17 protein-coding genes are annotated in these 17188 nt (G+C 68.0%); 6 read left to right on the top strand and 11 right to left on the bottom strand.

The window, feature by feature from the left end; translation table 11 throughout:
- Window positions 1–5: 5 nt before the first annotated feature.
- A complete protein-coding gene (locus tag QFZ67_RS02975; RefSeq protein WP_307659515.1) occupies window positions 6–566 on the bottom strand; it encodes a hypothetical protein in 561 nt (186 codons plus the stop codon).
- Between the two features lie 62 nt (window positions 567–628).
- On the bottom strand, window positions 629–799 hold the full coding sequence (locus QFZ67_RS02970) for a hydrophobic protein (RefSeq protein ID WP_307665712.1): 171 nt from the start codon (window positions 797–799) through the stop codon (window positions 629–631).
- Between the two features lie 190 nt (window positions 800–989).
- Between QFZ67_RS02970 and QFZ67_RS02965 the strand changes: the two genes are divergently transcribed.
- Window positions 990–1436, top strand: coding sequence for a hypothetical protein (locus QFZ67_RS02965; protein ID WP_307659514.1), 447 nt, complete (start codon window positions 990–992; stop codon window positions 1434–1436).
- A 35-nt stretch (window positions 1437–1471) separates the two neighbouring features.
- On the opposite strand, the gene QFZ67_RS02960 is transcribed toward QFZ67_RS02965, so the two are convergent.
- Both QFZ67_RS02960 and ctaD read right to left on the bottom strand, forming a co-directional pair.
- Window positions 1472–1864 (bottom strand): cytochrome c oxidase subunit 4, encoded by a 393-nt coding sequence (locus QFZ67_RS02960; RefSeq protein WP_307659513.1) that lies wholly within the window; start codon window positions 1862–1864, stop codon window positions 1472–1474.
- The gene (gene ctaD / locus QFZ67_RS02955; protein ID WP_307659512.1) at window positions 1861–3570 is read right to left on the bottom strand and encodes a cytochrome c oxidase subunit I; all 1710 of its coding nucleotides are present in this window, start codon (window positions 3568–3570) and stop codon (window positions 1861–1863) included. The genes QFZ67_RS02960 and ctaD overlap by 4 nt, the downstream gene beginning before the upstream one ends.
- 224 nt (window positions 3571–3794) lie before the next feature.
- Between ctaD and QFZ67_RS02950 the strand changes: the two genes are divergently transcribed.
- A complete protein-coding gene (locus QFZ67_RS02950) occupies window positions 3795–5441 on the top strand; it encodes a ubiquinol-cytochrome c reductase cytochrome b subunit (RefSeq protein ID WP_307659511.1) in 1647 nt (548 codons plus the stop codon).
- A 67-nt stretch (window positions 5442–5508) separates the two neighbouring features.
- On the opposite strand, the gene QFZ67_RS02945 is transcribed toward QFZ67_RS02950, so the two are convergent.
- The 6 genes from QFZ67_RS02945 to QFZ67_RS02920 all read right to left on the bottom strand — a co-directional run bounded on the left by QFZ67_RS02945 (window position 5509) and on the right by QFZ67_RS02920 (window position 8588).
- Window positions 5509–5832 (bottom strand): plasmid stabilization protein, encoded by a 324-nt coding sequence (locus tag QFZ67_RS02945; protein ID WP_307659510.1) that lies wholly within the window; start codon window positions 5830–5832, stop codon window positions 5509–5511.
- Between the two features lie 125 nt (window positions 5833–5957).
- Entirely contained in the window at window positions 5958–6737 is a 780-nt protein-coding gene (locus tag QFZ67_RS02940) for a metallophosphoesterase (protein WP_307659509.1), read from the bottom strand.
- Complete coding sequence (locus QFZ67_RS02935) at window positions 6734–6988, bottom strand: hypothetical protein (RefSeq protein WP_307659508.1); 255 nt, start codon at window positions 6986–6988, stop codon at window positions 6734–6736. Before QFZ67_RS02935 ends, QFZ67_RS02940 begins: the two co-directional genes overlap by 4 nt.
- Complete coding sequence (locus tag QFZ67_RS02930; protein WP_373429930.1) at window positions 6985–7620, bottom strand: nucleotidyltransferase family protein; 636 nt, start codon at window positions 7618–7620, stop codon at window positions 6985–6987. Before QFZ67_RS02930 ends, QFZ67_RS02935 begins: the two co-directional genes overlap by 4 nt.
- A 62-nt stretch (window positions 7621–7682) precedes the next feature.
- A complete protein-coding gene (locus QFZ67_RS02925) occupies window positions 7683–7916 on the bottom strand; it encodes a DUF5133 domain-containing protein (protein ID WP_307659506.1) in 234 nt (77 codons plus the stop codon).
- A gap of 375 nt (window positions 7917–8291) precedes the next feature.
- A complete protein-coding gene (locus QFZ67_RS02920; protein WP_307659505.1) occupies window positions 8292–8588 on the bottom strand; it encodes an antibiotic biosynthesis monooxygenase in 297 nt (98 codons plus the stop codon).
- A gap of 230 nt (window positions 8589–8818) precedes the next feature.
- On the opposite strand from QFZ67_RS02920, the gene QFZ67_RS02915 reads away from it, so the two are divergent.
- The 4 genes from QFZ67_RS02915 to QFZ67_RS02900 all read left to right on the top strand — a co-directional run bounded on the left by QFZ67_RS02915 (window position 8819) and on the right by QFZ67_RS02900 (window position 15632).
- Window positions 8819–11224, top strand: coding sequence for a SpoIIE family protein phosphatase (locus tag QFZ67_RS02915; RefSeq protein WP_307659504.1), 2406 nt, complete (start codon window positions 8819–8821; stop codon window positions 11222–11224).
- Between the two features lie 471 nt (window positions 11225–11695).
- Window positions 11696–12382 carry a FadR/GntR family transcriptional regulator gene (locus QFZ67_RS02910; RefSeq protein ID WP_307659503.1) on the top strand — a complete coding sequence of 229 codons (687 nt, stop codon included), beginning with the start codon at window positions 11696–11698 and terminating at the stop codon, window positions 12380–12382.
- Window positions 12379–13794, top strand: a complete 1416-nt coding sequence (locus tag QFZ67_RS02905; protein ID WP_307659502.1) for a hypothetical protein — start codon at window positions 12379–12381, stop codon at window positions 13792–13794. The genes QFZ67_RS02910 and QFZ67_RS02905 overlap by 4 nt, the downstream gene beginning before the upstream one ends.
- Entirely contained in the window at window positions 13791–15632 is a 1842-nt protein-coding gene (locus QFZ67_RS02900; RefSeq protein ID WP_307659501.1) for a GMC family oxidoreductase, read from the top strand. The genes QFZ67_RS02905 and QFZ67_RS02900 overlap by 4 nt, the downstream gene beginning before the upstream one ends.
- Before the next feature lie 37 nt (window positions 15633–15669).
- Here QFZ67_RS02900 and QFZ67_RS02895 read toward each other — a convergent pair whose 3' ends face one another.
- The gene (locus QFZ67_RS02895) at window positions 15670–17148 is read right to left on the bottom strand and encodes a glutamate-cysteine ligase family protein (RefSeq protein ID WP_307659500.1); all 1479 of its coding nucleotides are present in this window, start codon (window positions 17146–17148) and stop codon (window positions 15670–15672) included.
- Window positions 17149–17188 lie beyond the last annotated feature (40 nt).

The following is a 17188-nucleotide window of genomic DNA, read 5'->3' as shown; positions in this document are numbered from 1 at the left end:
CCGGCTCAGAAGCGGTCGTTCCGCGGGGTACTGCCCCGGTCGCTGAGCAGTTCCTCGAACAGTGCGCGGTAGTGCACCATGGCTCCTCTCAGCTCTTCGGTGGTGGCCTGCCCGTCACCGCTGCGCACGTTGATCTCGTGGGCGGTGCGGTAGTGCTCCAGGGTGCGGCCGTGCTCCACCGAGAGATCTGCCAGCTGCTGCTGGTATCCGTCGGTCGGATATCCGCGCTCGGTCATGAGCCGGGCCACGAGCCGGTCCGCCTCGGCGACCGCCTCGCTGGGGCGATCCACGAAGCGTTCCTGGACGCTGCTCCAGTCGGCCGCGTACTGGCGTTGGACCTCGGCCGGCAGTTCCTTGATTTCCAGCTTGTCGTGGCGTTGTTCGCGGGCACGCAGCTCGCGCTCTGCAGCCGGTCGGCTGTCCTGCTCCTCGACAGTGCGGTCGTACTCCGGGCCGAAGCGCTCCCGCAGGTGCCGTCGGCGCGACAGAGTCCACAGCGTCACGGCGATGATGATCAACACCACTGCGACGGGGACGATGATGGCGACAAGAGTGCTGGCAGACATCTGTTCCTCCAAGGGCGTGGTCAGAGTTGGTCAGAACCTGACCTTGCCGGGTTGCGGCCCAGCTACCACCGGTACCAGCGGGACCTTCCGCCCCCGGCGGTCGTGCCGCGCATGAAGAAGCCCAGCAACCAGAGGACGAGCACCGCCAGTGCGATGTACCAAAGGACTTCTACGGCGAATCCGAACCCGAAGAGAATCAGGATCAGAAGGAGCACCAACAGGATCGGGACCATGTCGATCATCTCCGTGTCTTGACGTTGCGCGCCGTTGCGCACGTTCCGCTTTCAGGCACGCGGGTTCCCAGGATGCGGAGAATTAGGCATCGCAGTTTGTCCCACTTCATTCGGGGCAGTCGAGAGTCAAATGGGCGGGGGGTGTGGTGTCAGCATGCTGACACCCTGGCTGAGAAGGCTGGATTGTCCGATGAGAGCGCCCCTCGAAGAGCCGATCCGCGGTTTCAGTCAGCTCGAGTTGCTGAGCGTCACTCTGCAAGCTGAGGGTCGCGAAGGGCTCGACGTCCCGCTGCCCGCACCCGGGAAGGCAGAAACCACGCTGCTGGAGTCTCCATTCGCGCTCAAAGAAGGCGCGGAAATCCGCATCACACTGGGCTTCCGCCTCCGGCAGGCCGTCGAAGGCCTCAAGTTCACAGTTGTGCGGAAACGGCAGGGAGCGGTTATCGGGACGACCGAGGTGATGCTCGGCAGTTACCGGCCGGGCGGCCCGTACGAGCTGGTGCTTCCGCCGGAGCGGCTGCCGACCGGTCGCTTGGCCCGCGACACCTACCAAGTGACCGGGACGTTCACGGACGCCGACGGAAACGAGTTGGGTCATGAAGCCCATTGCTTCGAGATCACGAAGGAATGGGAATGAGGACGGATCCGTGGCGGCGTGGTGACGTAAGCCGCTCAGTCCTCGCTGCCCCCGGCGAACTGGAAGACGAGTCCGAACACTCCCGCCGCCAGGACACCGAACCCGATCAACACCAGCCATAGGCCGTACACGACGCCGACGGCCAGTGCCGCGCTGCCTGCGGCGGCCAGCACGGGATAAGCGCTCTGCGGCGGGAAGAACCCGAGAGGGCCCGCTCTGTCGAGGATCTCGGCCTCCTTGCGGTCCTCCGGGCGGAGGCCCTTCCTGCGGTATGTCGTGCCGAAGAAGAACGCGACCAGGGACGCCATGGCGAACGCCACGGTGAGCGCCGCGATGCCGGCAGGCTCCTTGGACCACACGGCGTACAGCACGTCGGTCGCGAGGAAGAACAGTGCGACCCCGGCGAAGAGGTAGGCCTCGGTCTTCATGCGCTTCCTTCCCCGTGCGGATCCGGCGTCGGCCGGACTCGTCCAAGTTCGGCGGGGGGCCTCTCCGTCGCCTCCGGATGATTCATGTCGAAGGCCGGTGAGTCGGAACGTACACGGGGCAGCGCATGGAAATTATGCCGAGGTGCTGGGCAAGGTGTCGCCCATTCCAGGGACCGGCCGAAGCCCCATGGATCGTCGACCGCGATTTTGGGCCCGTACTGAGTTGTGCGCCACACGTTGTAGAGAAATGGCAGAGTGGAAAGGCCCAGCAGGAACGAGCCAATGGTGGAAATTGTGTTCAGGAGTGTGAAGCCGTCCGCGGCGAGGTAGTCCGCGTAACGGCGGGGCATCCCCATTTCTCCGAGCCAGTGGTGGACCAGAAAAGTGGTCTGAAATCCAATGAATAGGGTCCAGAAGTGGATCCTTCCCAGTCGCTCGCTGAGCAGGCGCCCCGTCCATTTCGGCCACCAGAAGTAAAAGCCGCCGAACATGGCGAAGACGACAGTGCCGAAGAGTACGTAGTGCAGATGGGCCACGATGAAGTAGCTGTCCGTGACGTGGAAGTCCAGCGGTGGAGAAGCGATCATCACCCCGCTGAGGCCGCCGAGCAGGAACGTGACCAGGAAGCCCAACGCCCACAGTATCGGTGTCTCGAACGAGATGCTCCCGTGCCACATCGTGCCGATCCAGTTGAAGAATTTAACCCCGGTCGGCACCGCGATGATGAACGACATCATCGAGAAGAAGGGCAGTAGCACAGCGCCCGTCGTAAACATGTGATGTGCCCAGACCACCGCGGAGAGCATCGTGATGGTGATGGTGGCCCCGACCATTCCAACGTATCCGAAGATCGGCTTACGGCTGAAGACCGGAATGATTTCGGTCACTACACCGAAGAAGGGCAATGCGACGATGTAGACCTCGGGATGGCCGAAGAACCAGAACAGATGCTGCCACAGAAGCGCACCGCCGTTGGTCGGGTCGAAGATATGGGCCCCGAACTTGCGATCCGCCTCGAGCGCCAGCAATGCCGCGGTCAGCACCGGAAAAGACACCAGCACGAGAATGGAAGTGAACAGCACATTCCATGTGAAAATCGGCATGCGGAACATAGTCATACCCGGAGCGCGCAGGCACACGATGGTGGCGATGAAATTGACCGACCCGAGGGTGGTGCTCACTCCGGCCAGCACCAGACCCATCGCCCACAGGTCAGCTCCCTCGCCGGGGGAGTACACCGGCCCGTTCAGCGGGGCATAGGCGAACCATCCGAAATCCGCCGACCCGCCAGGGGTGAGGAAACCGGAGACGACGATCAGCGCACCGAAGAGGTACAGCCAGTAGGACAGGGCATTGAGCCGGGGAAAGGCGACGTCGGGTGCCCCGATCTGCAAGGGCATCACTGCGTTGGCGAATCCGGCGAACATCGGAGTCGCGAAGAGCAGCATCATGATCGTGCCGTGGATTGTGAACATCTGGTTGTACTGCTCACTGCTGACGATCTGCAGCCCGGGGCGGGCCAGTTCGGCCCGGATCACCATGGCCATCAAACCGGCCAGCAGGAAGAACCCGAACGCTGTGACCATGTAGAGATTGCCGATGACCTTGTGGTCCGTGGTCGTCAACCAGCCTCTGATCCGATTCCCGACCACGGTCCTTTCCTTTACGGCCACAGCCGTTGGCGTCACAAGGGGGCCGTGGACCATCCGTGGGTCCTCCGTTCGCCGACGGTGAGAGGGGGGACAGGCGGCCCGTCCCAGGGGTTCGCGACGGGCGCTGCATGCTATGACCGTTTCTCCCGCATTGCGGAGCGCCGCCACCCACTGTTCCAACCCGTGTCGGAGACTGCCCTCGTATGGGTGAGGGGGCGGCCCGATCAACCGAATCGCGGCCGAATCCGCTGGAGCACGTCAGGGGGCAGGAGCAGCTCATGATCTTCTTCCGGCGGGCACGACTGACCGCACGCGCCGTGAAACGCCGCACCCAGCTCGCCGCGGGACGGACTGCTGAAGGGCTGGACGCCCGGCTGCCGCTCGGCGAGGGCGGCGGTCTGCTGCGCAAGGCGTTCCCCAATCATTGGTCCTTTCTGCTGGGCGAGTTGGCGCTGTACAGCCTGATCGTGCTGCTGCTGACCGGTGTCTACCTCACGCTGTTCTTCAAGCCCGAGATGAGCGAGGTGGTGTACGACGGGTCGTACGCACCGCTCGACGGTGTCCGGATGTCGCAGGCCTTCGATTCCACGCTGAGCATCAGCTTCGATGTCCGCGGGGGGCTGCTCATCCGGCAGATGCACCACTGGGCGTCGGTCATCTTCGTCGCCGCCATCGGTGTGCATCTGCTGCGGGTGTTCTTTACCGGCGCGTTCCGCAAGCCCCGTGAAGCGAACTGGATGATCGGTGTCACGCTCTTCGTGCTGGCGCTGGCGGAAGGGTTCGCCGGTTACTCGCTCCCGGACGACCTCCTCTCCGGCACGGGGATGCGGATCGCTCAGGGCATCATGCTGTCGATTCCGGTGGCCGGGACCTACATCAGCATGTTCGCGTTCGGTGCGGAGTTTCCGGGGGAGGTCATGATCACCCGGCTGTACGGGTTGCACATCCTGCTCCTGCCGGGTCTGCTCCTCGCCCTGGTCACGGTCCATCTGATGCTGGTTTTCTACCTGAAGCACACCCAGTGGGCGGGCCGGGGCCGCACCAATCGCAATGCGGTCGGCAAGCCGTTCTTCCCCCACTTCATGGCTGCTTCGGGCGGACTGTTCTTCACCGTCCTCGGGGTGATCGCGGCCCTCGGTGGGCTGGCACAGATCAACCCGGTCTGGGCGTACGGGCCTTACCGAACCGACCTGGTGTCGACGGGCTCGCAGCCGGACTGGTATGTGGGCTTCCTGGAAGGTGCGCTGCGACTGGTGCCGCCATGGGAGACGGTGGTGGCCGGGCACACGGTGATGTGGAACGTCCTGCTGCCCGCGCTGGTCCTGCCCGGCGTCCTGTTCGCCGTTCTGTACGCGTATCCATTCGCTGAGGCGTGGGTGACGCGTGACCGGCGCGAGCACCACTTGTGCGACCGGCCGCGCGACCGGCCGGTGCGCACCGGGCTCGGTGTCGCGGGTATCGCCTTCTACGGCGTGCTGCTGCTGGCCGGCGGCAACGACGTGGTGGCCTTTACGTTCCGTATCTCGCTCAACGAACTGACGTGGGCATTGCGTGCCGCTCTGGTCGTGCTGCCGATCGTCGCGTTTCTCGTGACCAAGCGGCTCTGTCTCGCGTTGCAGGAGGCCGAGTTCGAGGGACTGGCCTCCGGCGTGGAGACCGGTAACGTGCGCCAGACGGTCGAGGGCGGCTTCGAGCAGGAGCACCGGCCCCTCGATGTCGACAAGCGGTATCTGCTGACGCACAGGAGCCTGCCCGCGCTCAAGGAGCCGCCATCGGGTTCCGGTGGGGAGGACCTGCGGGTCGAGCGGTTGCGGGAGACACTCGGCAACTGGTTCAACACCAGGTCAGTGGCGGAGAGCCACGACACCGGCAGGGGAGGCGAGAGGGCTGGCGAACCGTCGGACCACCAGTCCGGGCACCCATGATGAGCCCCTCGCCTCGGGCGCGCAGCGAACGGCCGCTCTCAGCCGCACCGGACCGCCGCACCGGAGGTCAGTGGCCAAGGGACTTTTTGAGTTCGGACTTGTTCATGGACGAGCGCCCCTGGATATTGCGGCGCTGAGCCTCCGCGTACAGCTGGTCGTAGGTCGGACCCTCGGACCCACTGTGGGAACGCTGCCCGCCACGCTTCGAGGACGACATGTCCTGTGTGGAGCTCTTGCTGGCCGTACGGGACTCACCAGCGCGTGCACGTTCCTTGTTGACCGTGCGTGCGGCGATTTCCTTGGCTCGCTTCGTGCTCTCGCCTCGTTCCTCGGCGCTCTCCTTGATGTGTTCGTACTGTCGTTCTCGTTTGGAACTCGAGCCCCTCGGCATCGCTGTCGCTCCTCTCACAGAGCTGCATCGGATCGGGTGTGCCCCCTCCCTGACGGCTGAGGGCCGCGCCATCCACAGTGCGTCTCCGATCCTCCCGCCGCAAATGGGGCACTGGACCGCGACGTCTACCGCGAAGTGCCGCGGCCTGAGTCGAACGGCCGGCGACTCCTGTTGCCTTGGGCGTCCACCGGCAGCTGGTAGATGGCGAACGCGCGGCCGATGACCGGCTGGGCGACATTGCGCACCCGTACCCCGCCGCTGGTCATGCCGTGTTCCTTGCCCATGTGGGCATGGCCGTGGACAGCCAGGTCGGCCCCGGCCTCATCCACTGCCTCGGCCAGCAGGTAGCTGCCCAGGAAGGGAAAGATCTCCAGTGGCTCGCCCGCCAGGGTGTCCGGGACGGGTGCGAAGTGCGTCAACGCGATCCGTACGGCACAGCCGCGCTCCCTCAGCCCGTCCAGGGCATCGCGCAGGCCGTCCGCGCAGCGCCGGGTGTAGCGGATGAATGCCTTCATCTCCGGTTCGCCGAACTCGTCGCCGCTGCGTCCGGCGAATCCTCCGCCGAAGCCCTTGGTTCCGGCGACGCCGACCAGTACCCCGCCGATGTCCAGGATCGTTCCCTCGCCCTCGAGGACGGTCACCCCAGCCCCGGCCAGTACGTCCGTCACCTCGGCCTGCTGGTCACTGTGATAGTCGTGGTTACCCAGGACCGCCACGACCGGCACGTCCAGTGCGGCCACCTCCCTCGCGACTACCTCGGCCTCGTCCGCCGTGCCGTGCCGCGTCAGATCACCGGCGAGCAGCAGCAGGTCCGCGCACTCGCTCAGGGTCTCGAAGGCGGGCCGAAGCACCCCCGCGCTGTCCGGCCCCAGGTGGATGTCGCCGACCGCTGCTACACGGATCACGCCAGCTCCTCGGGATGGTCGGGGGCATCGGAGCAGACCACGAACAGGTCTTCACGGACCGGGATTCCAGCCAGCTCCTCCTTGGCGATACGCAGGATCTCGTCCCGGGAGGCGGCGCTGGCGACGGTGCCGGAAAGCAGGACGCTGTCTCCCCGTAGCTCGATCCGCACTCCCAGCTCTGCGATCGCCCCGCCTGCCAGGCGGTCCCGCAGGTGGGCAATGCGGTACTCGACGGTGTCCGAGCCGGTCATGGCATTGCCTCCCGTCGTTCGATGACGTCCAGACGCTCGAGGAGGTAGAGGAAGGCGTCGGGCATGGGCGAAGCCTGGTGTTCTCGGCGTAGGCGGTCCCAGTCGATCTTTTCCCGGAGTGTCCTGGCGATGGGCAGTACAGACCCGAAGTCGCAGTGGTGCTCCGAGAAGGCATGGAGCAGGCTGCCCATCAGGTCGGTCGGGGACAGCACCGGCATATGTACGGAGTCCACGGGCAGGGTCTCCGCCCGGTCGAGCAGCTCTCTGGTCACGGGCTGCTGCGCCAGTTCGAGGATGAGGTCGATCTCCTCACCGTGGCTCCTGGCCTTGATCAGCCAGTCCTCGGGCGCGATGCGCACCTCGATACCGTCGGCCTCCAGCGCCTCGGTCACGGCTTGGGCGTCCTCGCGCAGAATGCAGAAGTCGGTGTCGTGCTGGAGGCTGGCCGGCACGCCGTGCGCGTAGGCGGCAACACTGCCGGCCAGAGCGAATGGATACCCGCCGCTCTTGAGCCTGCCGGCCACCTGCTTGGTGGCCTCCAGGATGCTCTGGGTGCGGTCCGGTGGCAGTCCCGGTGCCCCGCCACCGGGGGTGTCCTGTGCGTACTTCTTCACGGGTACCGTCCTCGTCATGGGCCGGGTGGGGATGATTCGGGTACCCGGCCCGAGGCAAAATGACCCGCCCCGAGGTCGGGCTATTTCCGCAGCGAGAAACGGGCAAGCTGTGCTGTTGGAGCCTTGAGATACCGCTCTGCCTGGAGGACGGCATCGCGTGCCGTTCGTTGCCCCATGAGGATGCACAGGGTGTACGCCACGTCTTCGAATCGAGCGCGGGTGTCGTTGTGCATCGGGTTGGCAAGCATTCGGCGCTCCAGTTCCCTGAACCGGATGAGGAGACTGCGAACACGGCCTTTGTCCGGCAGCAGCATCTCGAATCCTCCATCTGTGAAGGGCCGCGCGCGGACTGATCTCGAATGCCGCGCGTGGGTGCTCCTGTGAGGTGGCGGCAGAGGGGGTAGAGGTACGGGCGGCTCGCACACGTCGACGCCGTAATTCCCGACGTCTCGATAGGTGGCGGCCCCCGTTGTCCGGGGCCGGTCGGCCCCATGGAGGCCAGGTCCTTGCCCGATCAATTGATCGGGAGCGTCGGCCTCAGCTGCTCACTCTCCGCCTCCGGAGTGAGGTTCTCCACTTCAGCCCGTCCCTGCCAGACGGCAGCGGGCATCGGGTGCCGTCGGCGGTCGTTTCGCATGCGCAGTGGATGCGCCTGGGGTGTACGGGCCGGCCTCAGCCCGCCGGTCTGATCACTGACCGGGGACGTTGAGTTCGCCGCCGCGGTAGAAGCCTTCCCGCTCGTCGACGACGTACGGGGCCATGGCATCACGCCGTTGCTTCTCCCCGTCGGAGGTCCGCCAGGAGTCGCACGCTTCCCGGGAGTCCCAGAACGACACCCCGGTGATCTCCTGCCCGTCCTCGGACCAGTACGCGTAGGCGCGGCGCAGGCCGTGCGGAGTCGAGCCCGGTCGCCATGCCCTCTCGAACTCCTCCAGAGTGCCCGGCTTGATGCGGCGCGTCGTGACCCAGACGAAGTAGTCCTCCATTGCGGCCTCCTGCGGAACGTCGGTTCGGAGATGGCGCTCCCCGGACCACGGTAGGTCGCCTCCGCGGCTTCCGCCTCCGCGGCGAAGCCCCAGGCCGCCGGGGCGGACGGCGAACGGAAGGTTTGTCAGGGCCATGGCGCTCATGGGAGGCCCGGAGGACCGGCATCGCGGTTGTGCCGGGCCCGGTCAGGGCCGATTCTGGAGGTAATGAACCGGGCTGGTGTGGCGCCATGAGCGCGTGGAAGGCGGCCAAGAGCGCCGATTTCCGTGGTCCGCTCGACGTCACCAGGGCTGCCACGGTGGTTCTCGACGCCCAGGACACGGTCATCGGCTGGGGGCCCGCGGCCGAGGATCTCCTCGGCTATCCGCCGCACGAGATCATCGGGAAGCACCTGGATACGTTCCTGCCGCCCCGGCAGGACTCCGGATTCACAGCTGCTCAGGCAGCCGAGCCGACCATGGGGCCCCGGTTGAGCGGAAGCGACATCCGCGTCGCCCGGCACCGGGACGGCCACGAGCTGCTGCTCGCAACAGCGGTGTCCCCTCTGACCGGTAGTGGCACGGCGGCTCGCGTTCTCGTCGCGGCCGAGCTGGAGCATCTGCGGCTGTGGGAATCCGGGCTGGCTCTACTGGAGGGGCTCGCCACCCAGTCGCCCGTCGGTCTGGCCATCTACGACACCGACCTGCGCCTGACGTGGTGCAACGCCGCGTACGAACGGGAGATCGGACAGCCGTTCGCCGAGTTCCGCGGTATGCGGGCCGATGAGCTGTACTCCGAGGGCAGGTTTTTGACCGAGGGGTACCCGGACACTCTCGATGCGGTGATGCACTACGTAATCGACACCGGCGAACCGATCCTCGACCTCCACTTCCGTGGCCAGCCACCCAGCGAGCCCGGAACGGACCACCTCTGGTCATGCTCCTACTACCGGCTCCAGGACGCCGACGGGCACGTGTTCGGAGTATGCGAGGACGCATTCGACATCACCGATCGCTACGAGGCCCAGAAGCGGCTGGCTCTGCTCGTCGAGGCCGGCCGCGGAATCGGCAACTCCCTGGACATGATCGTCACCGCTGAGGAGGTCACGGATGTGGCGGTGCCGGGATTCGCGAGCACTGTCACAGTCGACCTTGCGAGGGAGGTCCGGGAAGGCGATGTGCTGGGCACCGGAGCCCCGGGAAGGACGGACCTCGTACGGGTCGCCTCCCGATCGGCCACGGCGAACGGCGGGGCGGGCGGTCCGGGGGAGTCGCGTCCGCCTTCTCCCGTCGATTACCCGCCAGGTTCACCCCAGTACCGCAGTCTCTCCTCGGGCGGACTCGTGCTCGTGGACGACACCCTGGTCGTGCCGTTGCGGGCCGGGGGCAACATGCTGGGACTCGTCACCTTCCATCGCGGCGCCCCGTCAGCCACCTTCGACAGTGGCGAGGTCGCGCTCGCCGACGAGCTGACCACTCGTACGGCGGTGTGCATCGACAACGCCCGACGCTTCACCCGTGAACGCACCGCCTCCATCGTCCTTCAGCGCCAACTGCTGCCGCAGCACCTGCCGCAGCCATCGGCGGTCGACCTGGCCCATCGCTACCTGCCCACGGACGACGTGACAGGAGTCGGCGGCGACTGGTTCGACGTCATCGCGCTCTCCGGTACCAGGGTCGGACTCGTCGTCGGTGACGTGGTCGGTCACGGCCTCCAGGCGGCGGCCACCATGGGACGGCTGCGCACGACCGTACGTGCGCTCGCCCAGCTGGACTTGGCCCCCGACGAGTTGCTCAAGCGACTCGACGATCTGGTGGGCCAGTCGGCGGAGGATCAGTCGGACGCCGCCGGCACGCCTGCCGACCCGCACATGGACGACGCCACCGGCGCCACCTGTCTCTACGCGGTCTACGATCCGGTCTCGCGACGATGCACCATGGCCCGGGCAGGGCACCTGCCGCCGGCGATCGTGGACCCCGACGGCCGCCTGTCCTTCCCGGACCTGCCGGCCGGCCCGCCGCTGGGGCTCGGCGGCCTGCCGTTCGAGTCCATGGAACTCGAGCTGCCGGTGGGCAGCCTGGTAGCCCTCTTCACCGATGGCCTGGTCGAAGCCCGCGACCGCGACATCGATCAGGGGCTGGACGTCCTGGGCCGAGTGCTCAGCGACCGCCGCGGGTCCCTGGAAGACGTCTGCGACCGGGCTGTGTCGGAGCTCCTGCCGGATGGCACGACAGCCGACGACACGGCACTGCTGCTCGTGCGTACCCGCGAACTCGATGCCGCGCAGGTCGCGGCCTGGGACCTGCCCGCCGAACCGGTCGCGGTTGGCCATGCCCGGGAGCTGGCTATCGGCAAGCTTCGCGAATGGGACCTGGAAGAGATGTCGTTCTCGACCGAGCTTGTCGTCAGTGAGCTGGTCACCAACGCGGTCAGGCACGCCGACGGGCCGCTGCTCCTGCGCCTCATCCGTGATCGCACGCTCGTATGCGAAGTCGCGGACACGGGCCACACCTCACCGCACCTCCGCCACAGTGCGGACGACGACGAAGGCGGGCGCGGACTGTTCATCGTCGCGCAACTGGTTCACAGATGGGGAACGCGCTACACAGAGTCCGGAAAGACCATCTGGACGGAACTGGCATTCCCGTCGGCGTGATGATCTTAGGACTGACCCGGCCGGCCGCCGTGGCGGCTCCTGGGTGACGGTTCGGTTGCATGGCCGCGGGACTCCGTTCCCCTCCGCCGGTTTGCAGCGTTGGGCCGGGTATGAACGTCTCCGGCAACGACCCGATCCCGCTTCCCGACGCCCGGCTGGTGGGCGCGTATTGGCTCGCCTCTGCGAAGCATGAGGACGACAGCTGCATGTGGTGTGCGCAGCTGCGCTCGTCTGATGCCCCGGCCCGTCGGGCACCCCCGGAGGGAAAACGTTCCCCCGCGGTTTGGGTTGTGCCTCCGGGGCTGCCTCCCCGTCCACAGCCCGGCCGCTGATGGCGATGCGGGCCGCGCCAACGCCAGTCACGGGGCCCGGGGTTGTCCCCCGGATCGCTGGCTTACTCGTTGACTTCACTCTTCGCCCCTGATTCAGTGGCTCATCCACTGAGCCACTGAATCGAGAAGGAAGGACGGCATGGAGGCGCTGCCCCGCGAGACCATCGTCGATGTCCTGGAAACCCGCTTGCGCGAGGACATCCTCGCCGGGCGGCATCCGGCAGGCAGCTATCTGCCGCCGGAGCGCCGACTCGCCGACGGATACGGCGTCACCCGCACCACCCTCAAGCACGCTTTCGGCCGCCTCGTCCAGGCCGGACTGCTGGAGACACGGCACGGAGTGGGCACCCGGGTGCGCGACTATGCGCGGCTCGGTGGGGCCGATCTGCTGCCCATGCTGGTAAGGCACAGCCCGGACTGGGTGCGCGAGATCTTCGAAGTGCGGCGCAGCATCGGCGCGTTGATTGCCGAGCGGGCAGCGGCGCGCGCCACCGAGGAACAGCGTGCCGAGCTGCGTGGCCTGCTGGCGGCGGTACGGGTGGCCGAGGGCGGGGACGCAGTGCAGCTGGCCGACATCGAGGTGCACCGGGCGCTGGCCCGTGCCACCGGGAATCGTGTCTACGTACTGCTGACCAACACCCTCTTCAACGCCTACGCGCCGGTGCGGGCCGCCCTCGTGGGCCCGTTCAACAGCCGCGATGCCGCACACGCCAGGCTGGAACCGGTGGTCGAAGCCGTGGCGGCGGGCGACCAGGCAGCTGCGAGGCGGGCAGCCGATGCGTATCTGACGGCGACGGAGCGGATCATGCTGGAGGGCCTCGCATGAGCAGGCGTACACCTGAGGGATTCCTGGGCACCCGGGGCACCGCTTTCCGGGAGACCATGCTCGGCACGGTCCGGCTCGACGGCGAGGACCGGGCCCGCCCGGTGCGCCTCGACCTGAGCGCCACGGCGGATCGCGTGCTGCGCCTGCGTGGCACGACCGACGCGCGGATCACAGGGCGGATACGTATCGCCGGATGGGCCGACGATCCTTGTATCGGGGGCGAGTTGGAGATATCACCGCTGGCCAGGCGGCGTATCCGCTACCGGATCTCGTTCACGGCCGGCGATCGCCGACTCACCCTCGACGGGTGGAAGTCAGTGACGCCGCGCCGGCCGCTGACGTCGATGACGGTGCTGCCATTCACGCTGTACGAAGAGGGAGTGCCGGCCGGCGAAGGCACGCTGCGCTTCCCGGTGACGACGGGGCTCGCGCCCTTCCTCGCGAGCTTCCGTTTTCCGCGGCAGGAGGACGCGGCTTCGCACATGGCGCCGCGCTGGAACGGCGAGCCGGGCCGCACCGAAGTCTGGTACACGACGGTGACCGACCCGGCGACCGGCACCGGACTGTGGCTGCACCACGAACTCACCGCACCGGCCGATGGGTCCGAACCGTTCGCTCACGGCTGGGCCGCGGTGTTCCCCAAGGACGGTCCGGTACGGCACGCCCGCTTCGGCCCCGCGAAGTGGACCGGGGGCGGGGACGGCTTCACCGCTGACGGCGTCCTTGCCGGACCCGGCCGGTTGTCCGGCTCGGCGGGCGCACTGCGCTGGGACCTGGCCGAACAGGCCGACGGGGCACCGCTGTTCACCTTCCCTCGCTGGTCCTGGCGTCGCCCTCTGCTGCCCGCGGCGCAGATGCTGCCGGCCGCGCGGGCCACGTACGCCGGGACATTCGGGTACGAGAACACGACCCTGACGCCGGCCGGCGCGCCCGGAGCCTCCGCCCGGATCTACGGCCACGGCAACGCGCACCGCTGGGCCTGGCTGCACGCCGATCTGGGATCGGGCGATGTGCTGGAACTCGTCGCCGCGGTCTCCACCCGGCCGGGGCTGCGCCGGCTGCCCCCACTGGTCTTCCTGCGGCTTCGCCGGGGCGGCCGCACCTGGCCGCGAAGGGCGGAGCGCACGGCGGTCGGCTGGGCCGGACTGGGCCGGTTCCGCGCCGCCATCGGTCTGCCCACATGGACGGTGACCGGGCGCGCGGGCCTGCGCCGTATCCGCGTCGAGGTCACCCAGCCCGAGGAGCGCACGCTCGCGCTCGACTACACGGACCCGGACGGCAGCCACGCGACCTGCCGCAACAGCGAACGTGCCGATGCGCATGTCCTGCTGGAACGGTGGCGGGGCGGCTGGCGGACCGAGGCCGAGTGGACCTTGGCCGGTACGGCACACGCGGAGGTGGGCACGCGATGAGTCTCGACGGTCTGGTGGCCGCGCTCATCGCCGACGACGGCACCGCTGACTGGCCCGCCCGGGTCCCCGGCAGGCTGGAGACCGTCATCGGCTCGATGCCGTCCCCCGCGCGTGCCGGGGTGCGGGCGGCGGCGGGCGCCATCGACGCGTACGCCGTGGCCCGGACCGGGCGCAGGCTGGCCGCCCTCACCGCCGCGAAGCGAGAGGCCGTGCTCGGCTCCCTCGGCGCGCGCCCCTCGCTCCTGCCGCTCCTCGACGTACTCAAAGTGCCCGTCCTGCTCGCTGCCGGAACCGAGCGCATGCTCGAACACGGCATACGTACACACGAGTTGACGCGCCAGGATTCCCCACTCGACTGCACGCCGTCCCGCCAGTGGCCGGCGCGCACCACCGCGGACGCGGTGGTCATCGGCTCCGGAGCGGGGGGTGCCATGGCCGCGCGGACCCTGGCCCGGGGCGGTCTCCGCGTTGTCGTACTGGAGGAAGGGCAGCACCACTCCACGGCGTCGTTCGGGCGGCGCACCCCGCTCGACCGGTTCGCCGAGCTCTACCGGGACGGCGGGGCAACCGTCGCCGTGGGCAGTCCGCCGCTTCTGCTTCCGGTGGGCCGGGCTGTCGGCGGCACCACAGTCGTCAACTCCGGGACCTGCTACCGCACTCCGGACCATGTGCTGACGCGCTGGACCGGCGACTTCGGCTTCTCGCCCGCCGAGCGCTTCGGCCCGTACCTCGACGAGGTCGAACGCACGCTGCGGGCGGCCACCCAGCCGCTGGACGTCCTCGGGAACAACGGCCGTCTCGCGCTCGCCGGGGCCGAACGTCTCGGCTGGCGGGCCGCGCCCCTGCGCCGCAACGCGGCCGGCTGCAAGGGGTCCTGCCAGTGCGTGGTGGGCTGTCCGACCGGCGCCAAGCAGAGCGTGCAGCTGTCGGTGCTGCCCGATGCCTGCGCCGCGCGAGCCCGCATCGTCACCGGCGCCACGGCGCGGCGTGTCCTGGTGGACGCAGACCGCCCGGGGGGTCCGCGCGCGGCGGGAGTCCTCGTACGAAGGCAGGACGGCGGCGAATTCGAGATCCTCGCACCACTGGTCGTCATCGCAGCGGGCGCCCTGCAGTCGCCGCCCCTGCTGCGCCGCTCCGGCCTCGGCGGGCACCCGCGGCTCGGCCGCAATCTCAGCGTCCATCCGGCGACCAGCGTCGCCGGCCGCTTCGCCGAGCCGGTCACCGCCTGGGAGGGAGTGCTGCAGAGCGTCGGCGTCGAGGAACTGCACCACGACGGGGTACTGATCGAGGCCACCGCGACCCCGCCGGGAATTGGGTCCTTCGTACTGCCGGGCCTGGGCAGCGAGTTGCGGCGGGAACTGGAGAGCGCCGACCGGCTTGCCACCCTCGGCGCGATGATCGCCGACCGTCCGTCCGGCCGTGTGCTGGGCAGGGAGCGGACCCTGCTCCGCTACGACCTGGACCGGCGCGACGGTGGCCGATTGATGCGCGCCGTACGCGCCATGGGCCAAGTCCTCTTCGCGGCGGGCGCGGAGGAGGTCCTCACCGGCATCCCCACCGCGCCCCGCGCCCGCTCGCTGACCGAACTGGACGAGATCCTCGCGCACGTGGGCCCGGGCCGGCTGCACCTGTCCGCGTACCACCCCACGGGCACGGTGTCCGCCGGTGCCGACGCGCAGCGCTTCCCCGCCGACCCCTTCGGGCGGCTGCGCGGCGTGCACGGGGTGCTGATCGCGGACGCATCGGTGCTGCCGGGCTGCCCCGAGGTCAATCCGCAGCTGAGCATCATGGCTGCGGCACTGGCGGTCGCCGAGGGCCACTTGGAGGCGTGCTCGTAGGGCGCCGGCAGCCGGGCGGCCTTTTTCACTCGCAGGCTCAGTCGACGGGCCAGGTGTGTGCCGGGGCGTTGAGATGCATGTATTCCATGTACTGCCGTGTCATCCGGCGCAGTGCTTCGTGGTTGTCGACATGGCTGGTGTCAACGATGTGGTGGAACATCTCTGCCTGCCACACCGCGCCGTTGCGGCCCGTGACGCACCGCTGCTCGATGATGCCCAGCAGCGGCTCCCGCCATGCCGCGTCCATGCCCGAGAGCTCCAGCCCGCGGTGTGCCATGGGCAGCAGGCGTCGCAGTACGAGTTCGGCGACCGGCACCTCGCCCATCCCGGGCCAGTACAGTCGCGCGTCGATTCCGTGTCGTGCCCCGGCGTGCAGATTGTCCTCTGCGGCCGAGAACGACATCCGTGACCAGACCGTCCGTTCCTCGTCGACCAGGGCGCGCGTCAGCCCGTAGTAGAAGGCGCCGTTGGCGAGGACGTCGGCCACCGTGGGGCCGGCAGGCAGCACTCGGTTCTCCACCCGCAGATGTGGTTTGCCGTGGGCGACGTCGTAGATTGGGCGGTTCCACCGGTAGATCGTGCCGTTGTGCAGAGTGAGTTCGGCCAGTGCGGGGACGCCGCCGCCGTCGAGCCTCTCCTGCGGATCCTCCTCGTCGCACAGCGGCAGCAGCGCGGGGTAGTAGCGCAGGTTCTCTTCGAAGAGATCGAAGACGCTCGTGATCCACCGCTCGCCGAACCACACCCGGGGCCGCACGCCCTGCACCTTGATCTCCGCCGGGCGGGTGTCGGTGGCCTGCTCGAAGAGGGGGATACGGGTCTCGCGCCAGAGCTCCTTGCCGAACAGGAAGGGCGAGTTCGCCGCCAGGGCCACCTGCACGCCTGTGATCGCCTGCGCCGCGTTCCAGTAGTCCGCGAACTCGTCCGGCGAGACCTGAAGATGGAACTGGGTGCTGGTGCACGCCGCCTCGGGAGTGATGGTGTCGGCGTAGGTCCGCAGTCTGTCCACCCCGTCCACCGAGATCTGCAGATCCTCACCCCGGGCCGCGAATATCTGCTCGTTCAGCAGCCGGTACCGTGGGTTCTCCGACAGTGCCGCCTCACCGACATCCGTCTGCTGCAGCGTCGGCAGGATCCCAATCATGATCAGATGCGCCCCCGCTGCCGCGGCACGCTGCTCGGCATGGTTGAGCGCGTTCCTGATCTCCTTCTCCCACGCATCGGGACCACCAGCCGTCAGCCGTCGCGGTGGGATGTTGATCTCCAGGTTGAACCGGCCCAGCTCACTCGACCAGGCGGAATCCGCGATCGCCTCGAGTATGTCGGTGCTCCGCATCGTCGGCTCTCCGGCCGCGTCCACCAAGTTGAGCTCGATCTCCAGACCCACCTGGGGCCGCTCCAGCTCGAAACGTTCCTCACTCAGCATCTGCGCGAACGCATCGAGGCAATTCTGCATCTTGTTCCGGTACTGGCGGCGGTCATCACGGGTGAACACCAGTGCCGGGACATCTCGTCCCATCGACCCTCCCGAGTCTCCTCGGCGGACATCCCTCCATCAG

The organism is Streptomyces sp. V1I1, assembly GCF_030817355.1.
In the GTDB taxonomy this organism is placed as follows: domain Bacteria; phylum Actinomycetota; class Actinomycetes; order Streptomycetales; family Streptomycetaceae; genus Streptomyces.
Note: the sequence above shows the minus strand (reverse complement) of the source record. Positions and strands in the feature narration are given on the sequence as shown.

Coding starts and splice junctions, on each gene's coding strand:
- QFZ67_RS02975 (WP_307659515.1), bottom strand. CDS start 566: ATGTCTGCCAGCACTCTTGTCGCCATCATCGTCCCCGTCGCAGTGGTG.
- QFZ67_RS02970 (WP_307665712.1), bottom strand. CDS start 799: ATGGTCCCGATCCTGTTGGTGCTCCTTCTGATCCTGATTCTCTTCGGG.
- QFZ67_RS02965 (WP_307659514.1), top strand. CDS start 990: ATGAGAGCGCCCCTCGAAGAGCCGATCCGCGGTTTCAGTCAGCTCGAG.
- QFZ67_RS02960 (WP_307659513.1), bottom strand. CDS start 1,864: ATGAAGACCGAGGCCTACCTCTTCGCCGGGGTCGCACTGTTCTTCCTC.
- ctaD (WP_307659512.1), bottom strand. CDS start 3,570: ATGGTCCACGGCCCCCTTGTGACGCCAACGGCTGTGGCCGTAAAGGAA.
- QFZ67_RS02950 (WP_307659511.1), top strand. CDS start 3,795: ATGATCTTCTTCCGGCGGGCACGACTGACCGCACGCGCCGTGAAACGC.
- QFZ67_RS02945 (WP_307659510.1), bottom strand. CDS start 5,832: ATGCCGAGGGGCTCGAGTTCCAAACGAGAACGACAGTACGAACACATC.
- QFZ67_RS02935 (WP_307659508.1), bottom strand. CDS start 6,988: ATGACCGGCTCGGACACCGTCGAGTACCGCATTGCCCACCTGCGGGAC.
- QFZ67_RS02930 (WP_373429930.1), bottom strand. CDS start 7,620: ATGACGAGGACGGTACCCGTGAAGAAGTACGCACAGGACACCCCCGGT.
- QFZ67_RS02925 (WP_307659506.1), bottom strand. CDS start 7,916: ATGCTGCTGCCGGACAAAGGCCGTGTTCGCAGTCTCCTCATCCGGTTC.
- QFZ67_RS02920 (WP_307659505.1), bottom strand. CDS start 8,588: ATGGAGGACTACTTCGTCTGGGTCACGACGCGCCGCATCAAGCCGGGC.
- QFZ67_RS02915 (WP_307659504.1), top strand. CDS start 8,819: ATGAGCGCGTGGAAGGCGGCCAAGAGCGCCGATTTCCGTGGTCCGCTC.
- QFZ67_RS02910 (WP_307659503.1), top strand. CDS start 11,696: ATGGAGGCGCTGCCCCGCGAGACCATCGTCGATGTCCTGGAAACCCGC.
- QFZ67_RS02905 (WP_307659502.1), top strand. CDS start 12,379: ATGAGCAGGCGTACACCTGAGGGATTCCTGGGCACCCGGGGCACCGCT.
- QFZ67_RS02900 (WP_307659501.1), top strand. CDS start 13,791: ATGAGTCTCGACGGTCTGGTGGCCGCGCTCATCGCCGACGACGGCACC.
- QFZ67_RS02895 (WP_307659500.1), bottom strand. CDS start 17,148: ATGGGACGAGATGTCCCGGCACTGGTGTTCACCCGTGATGACCGCCGC.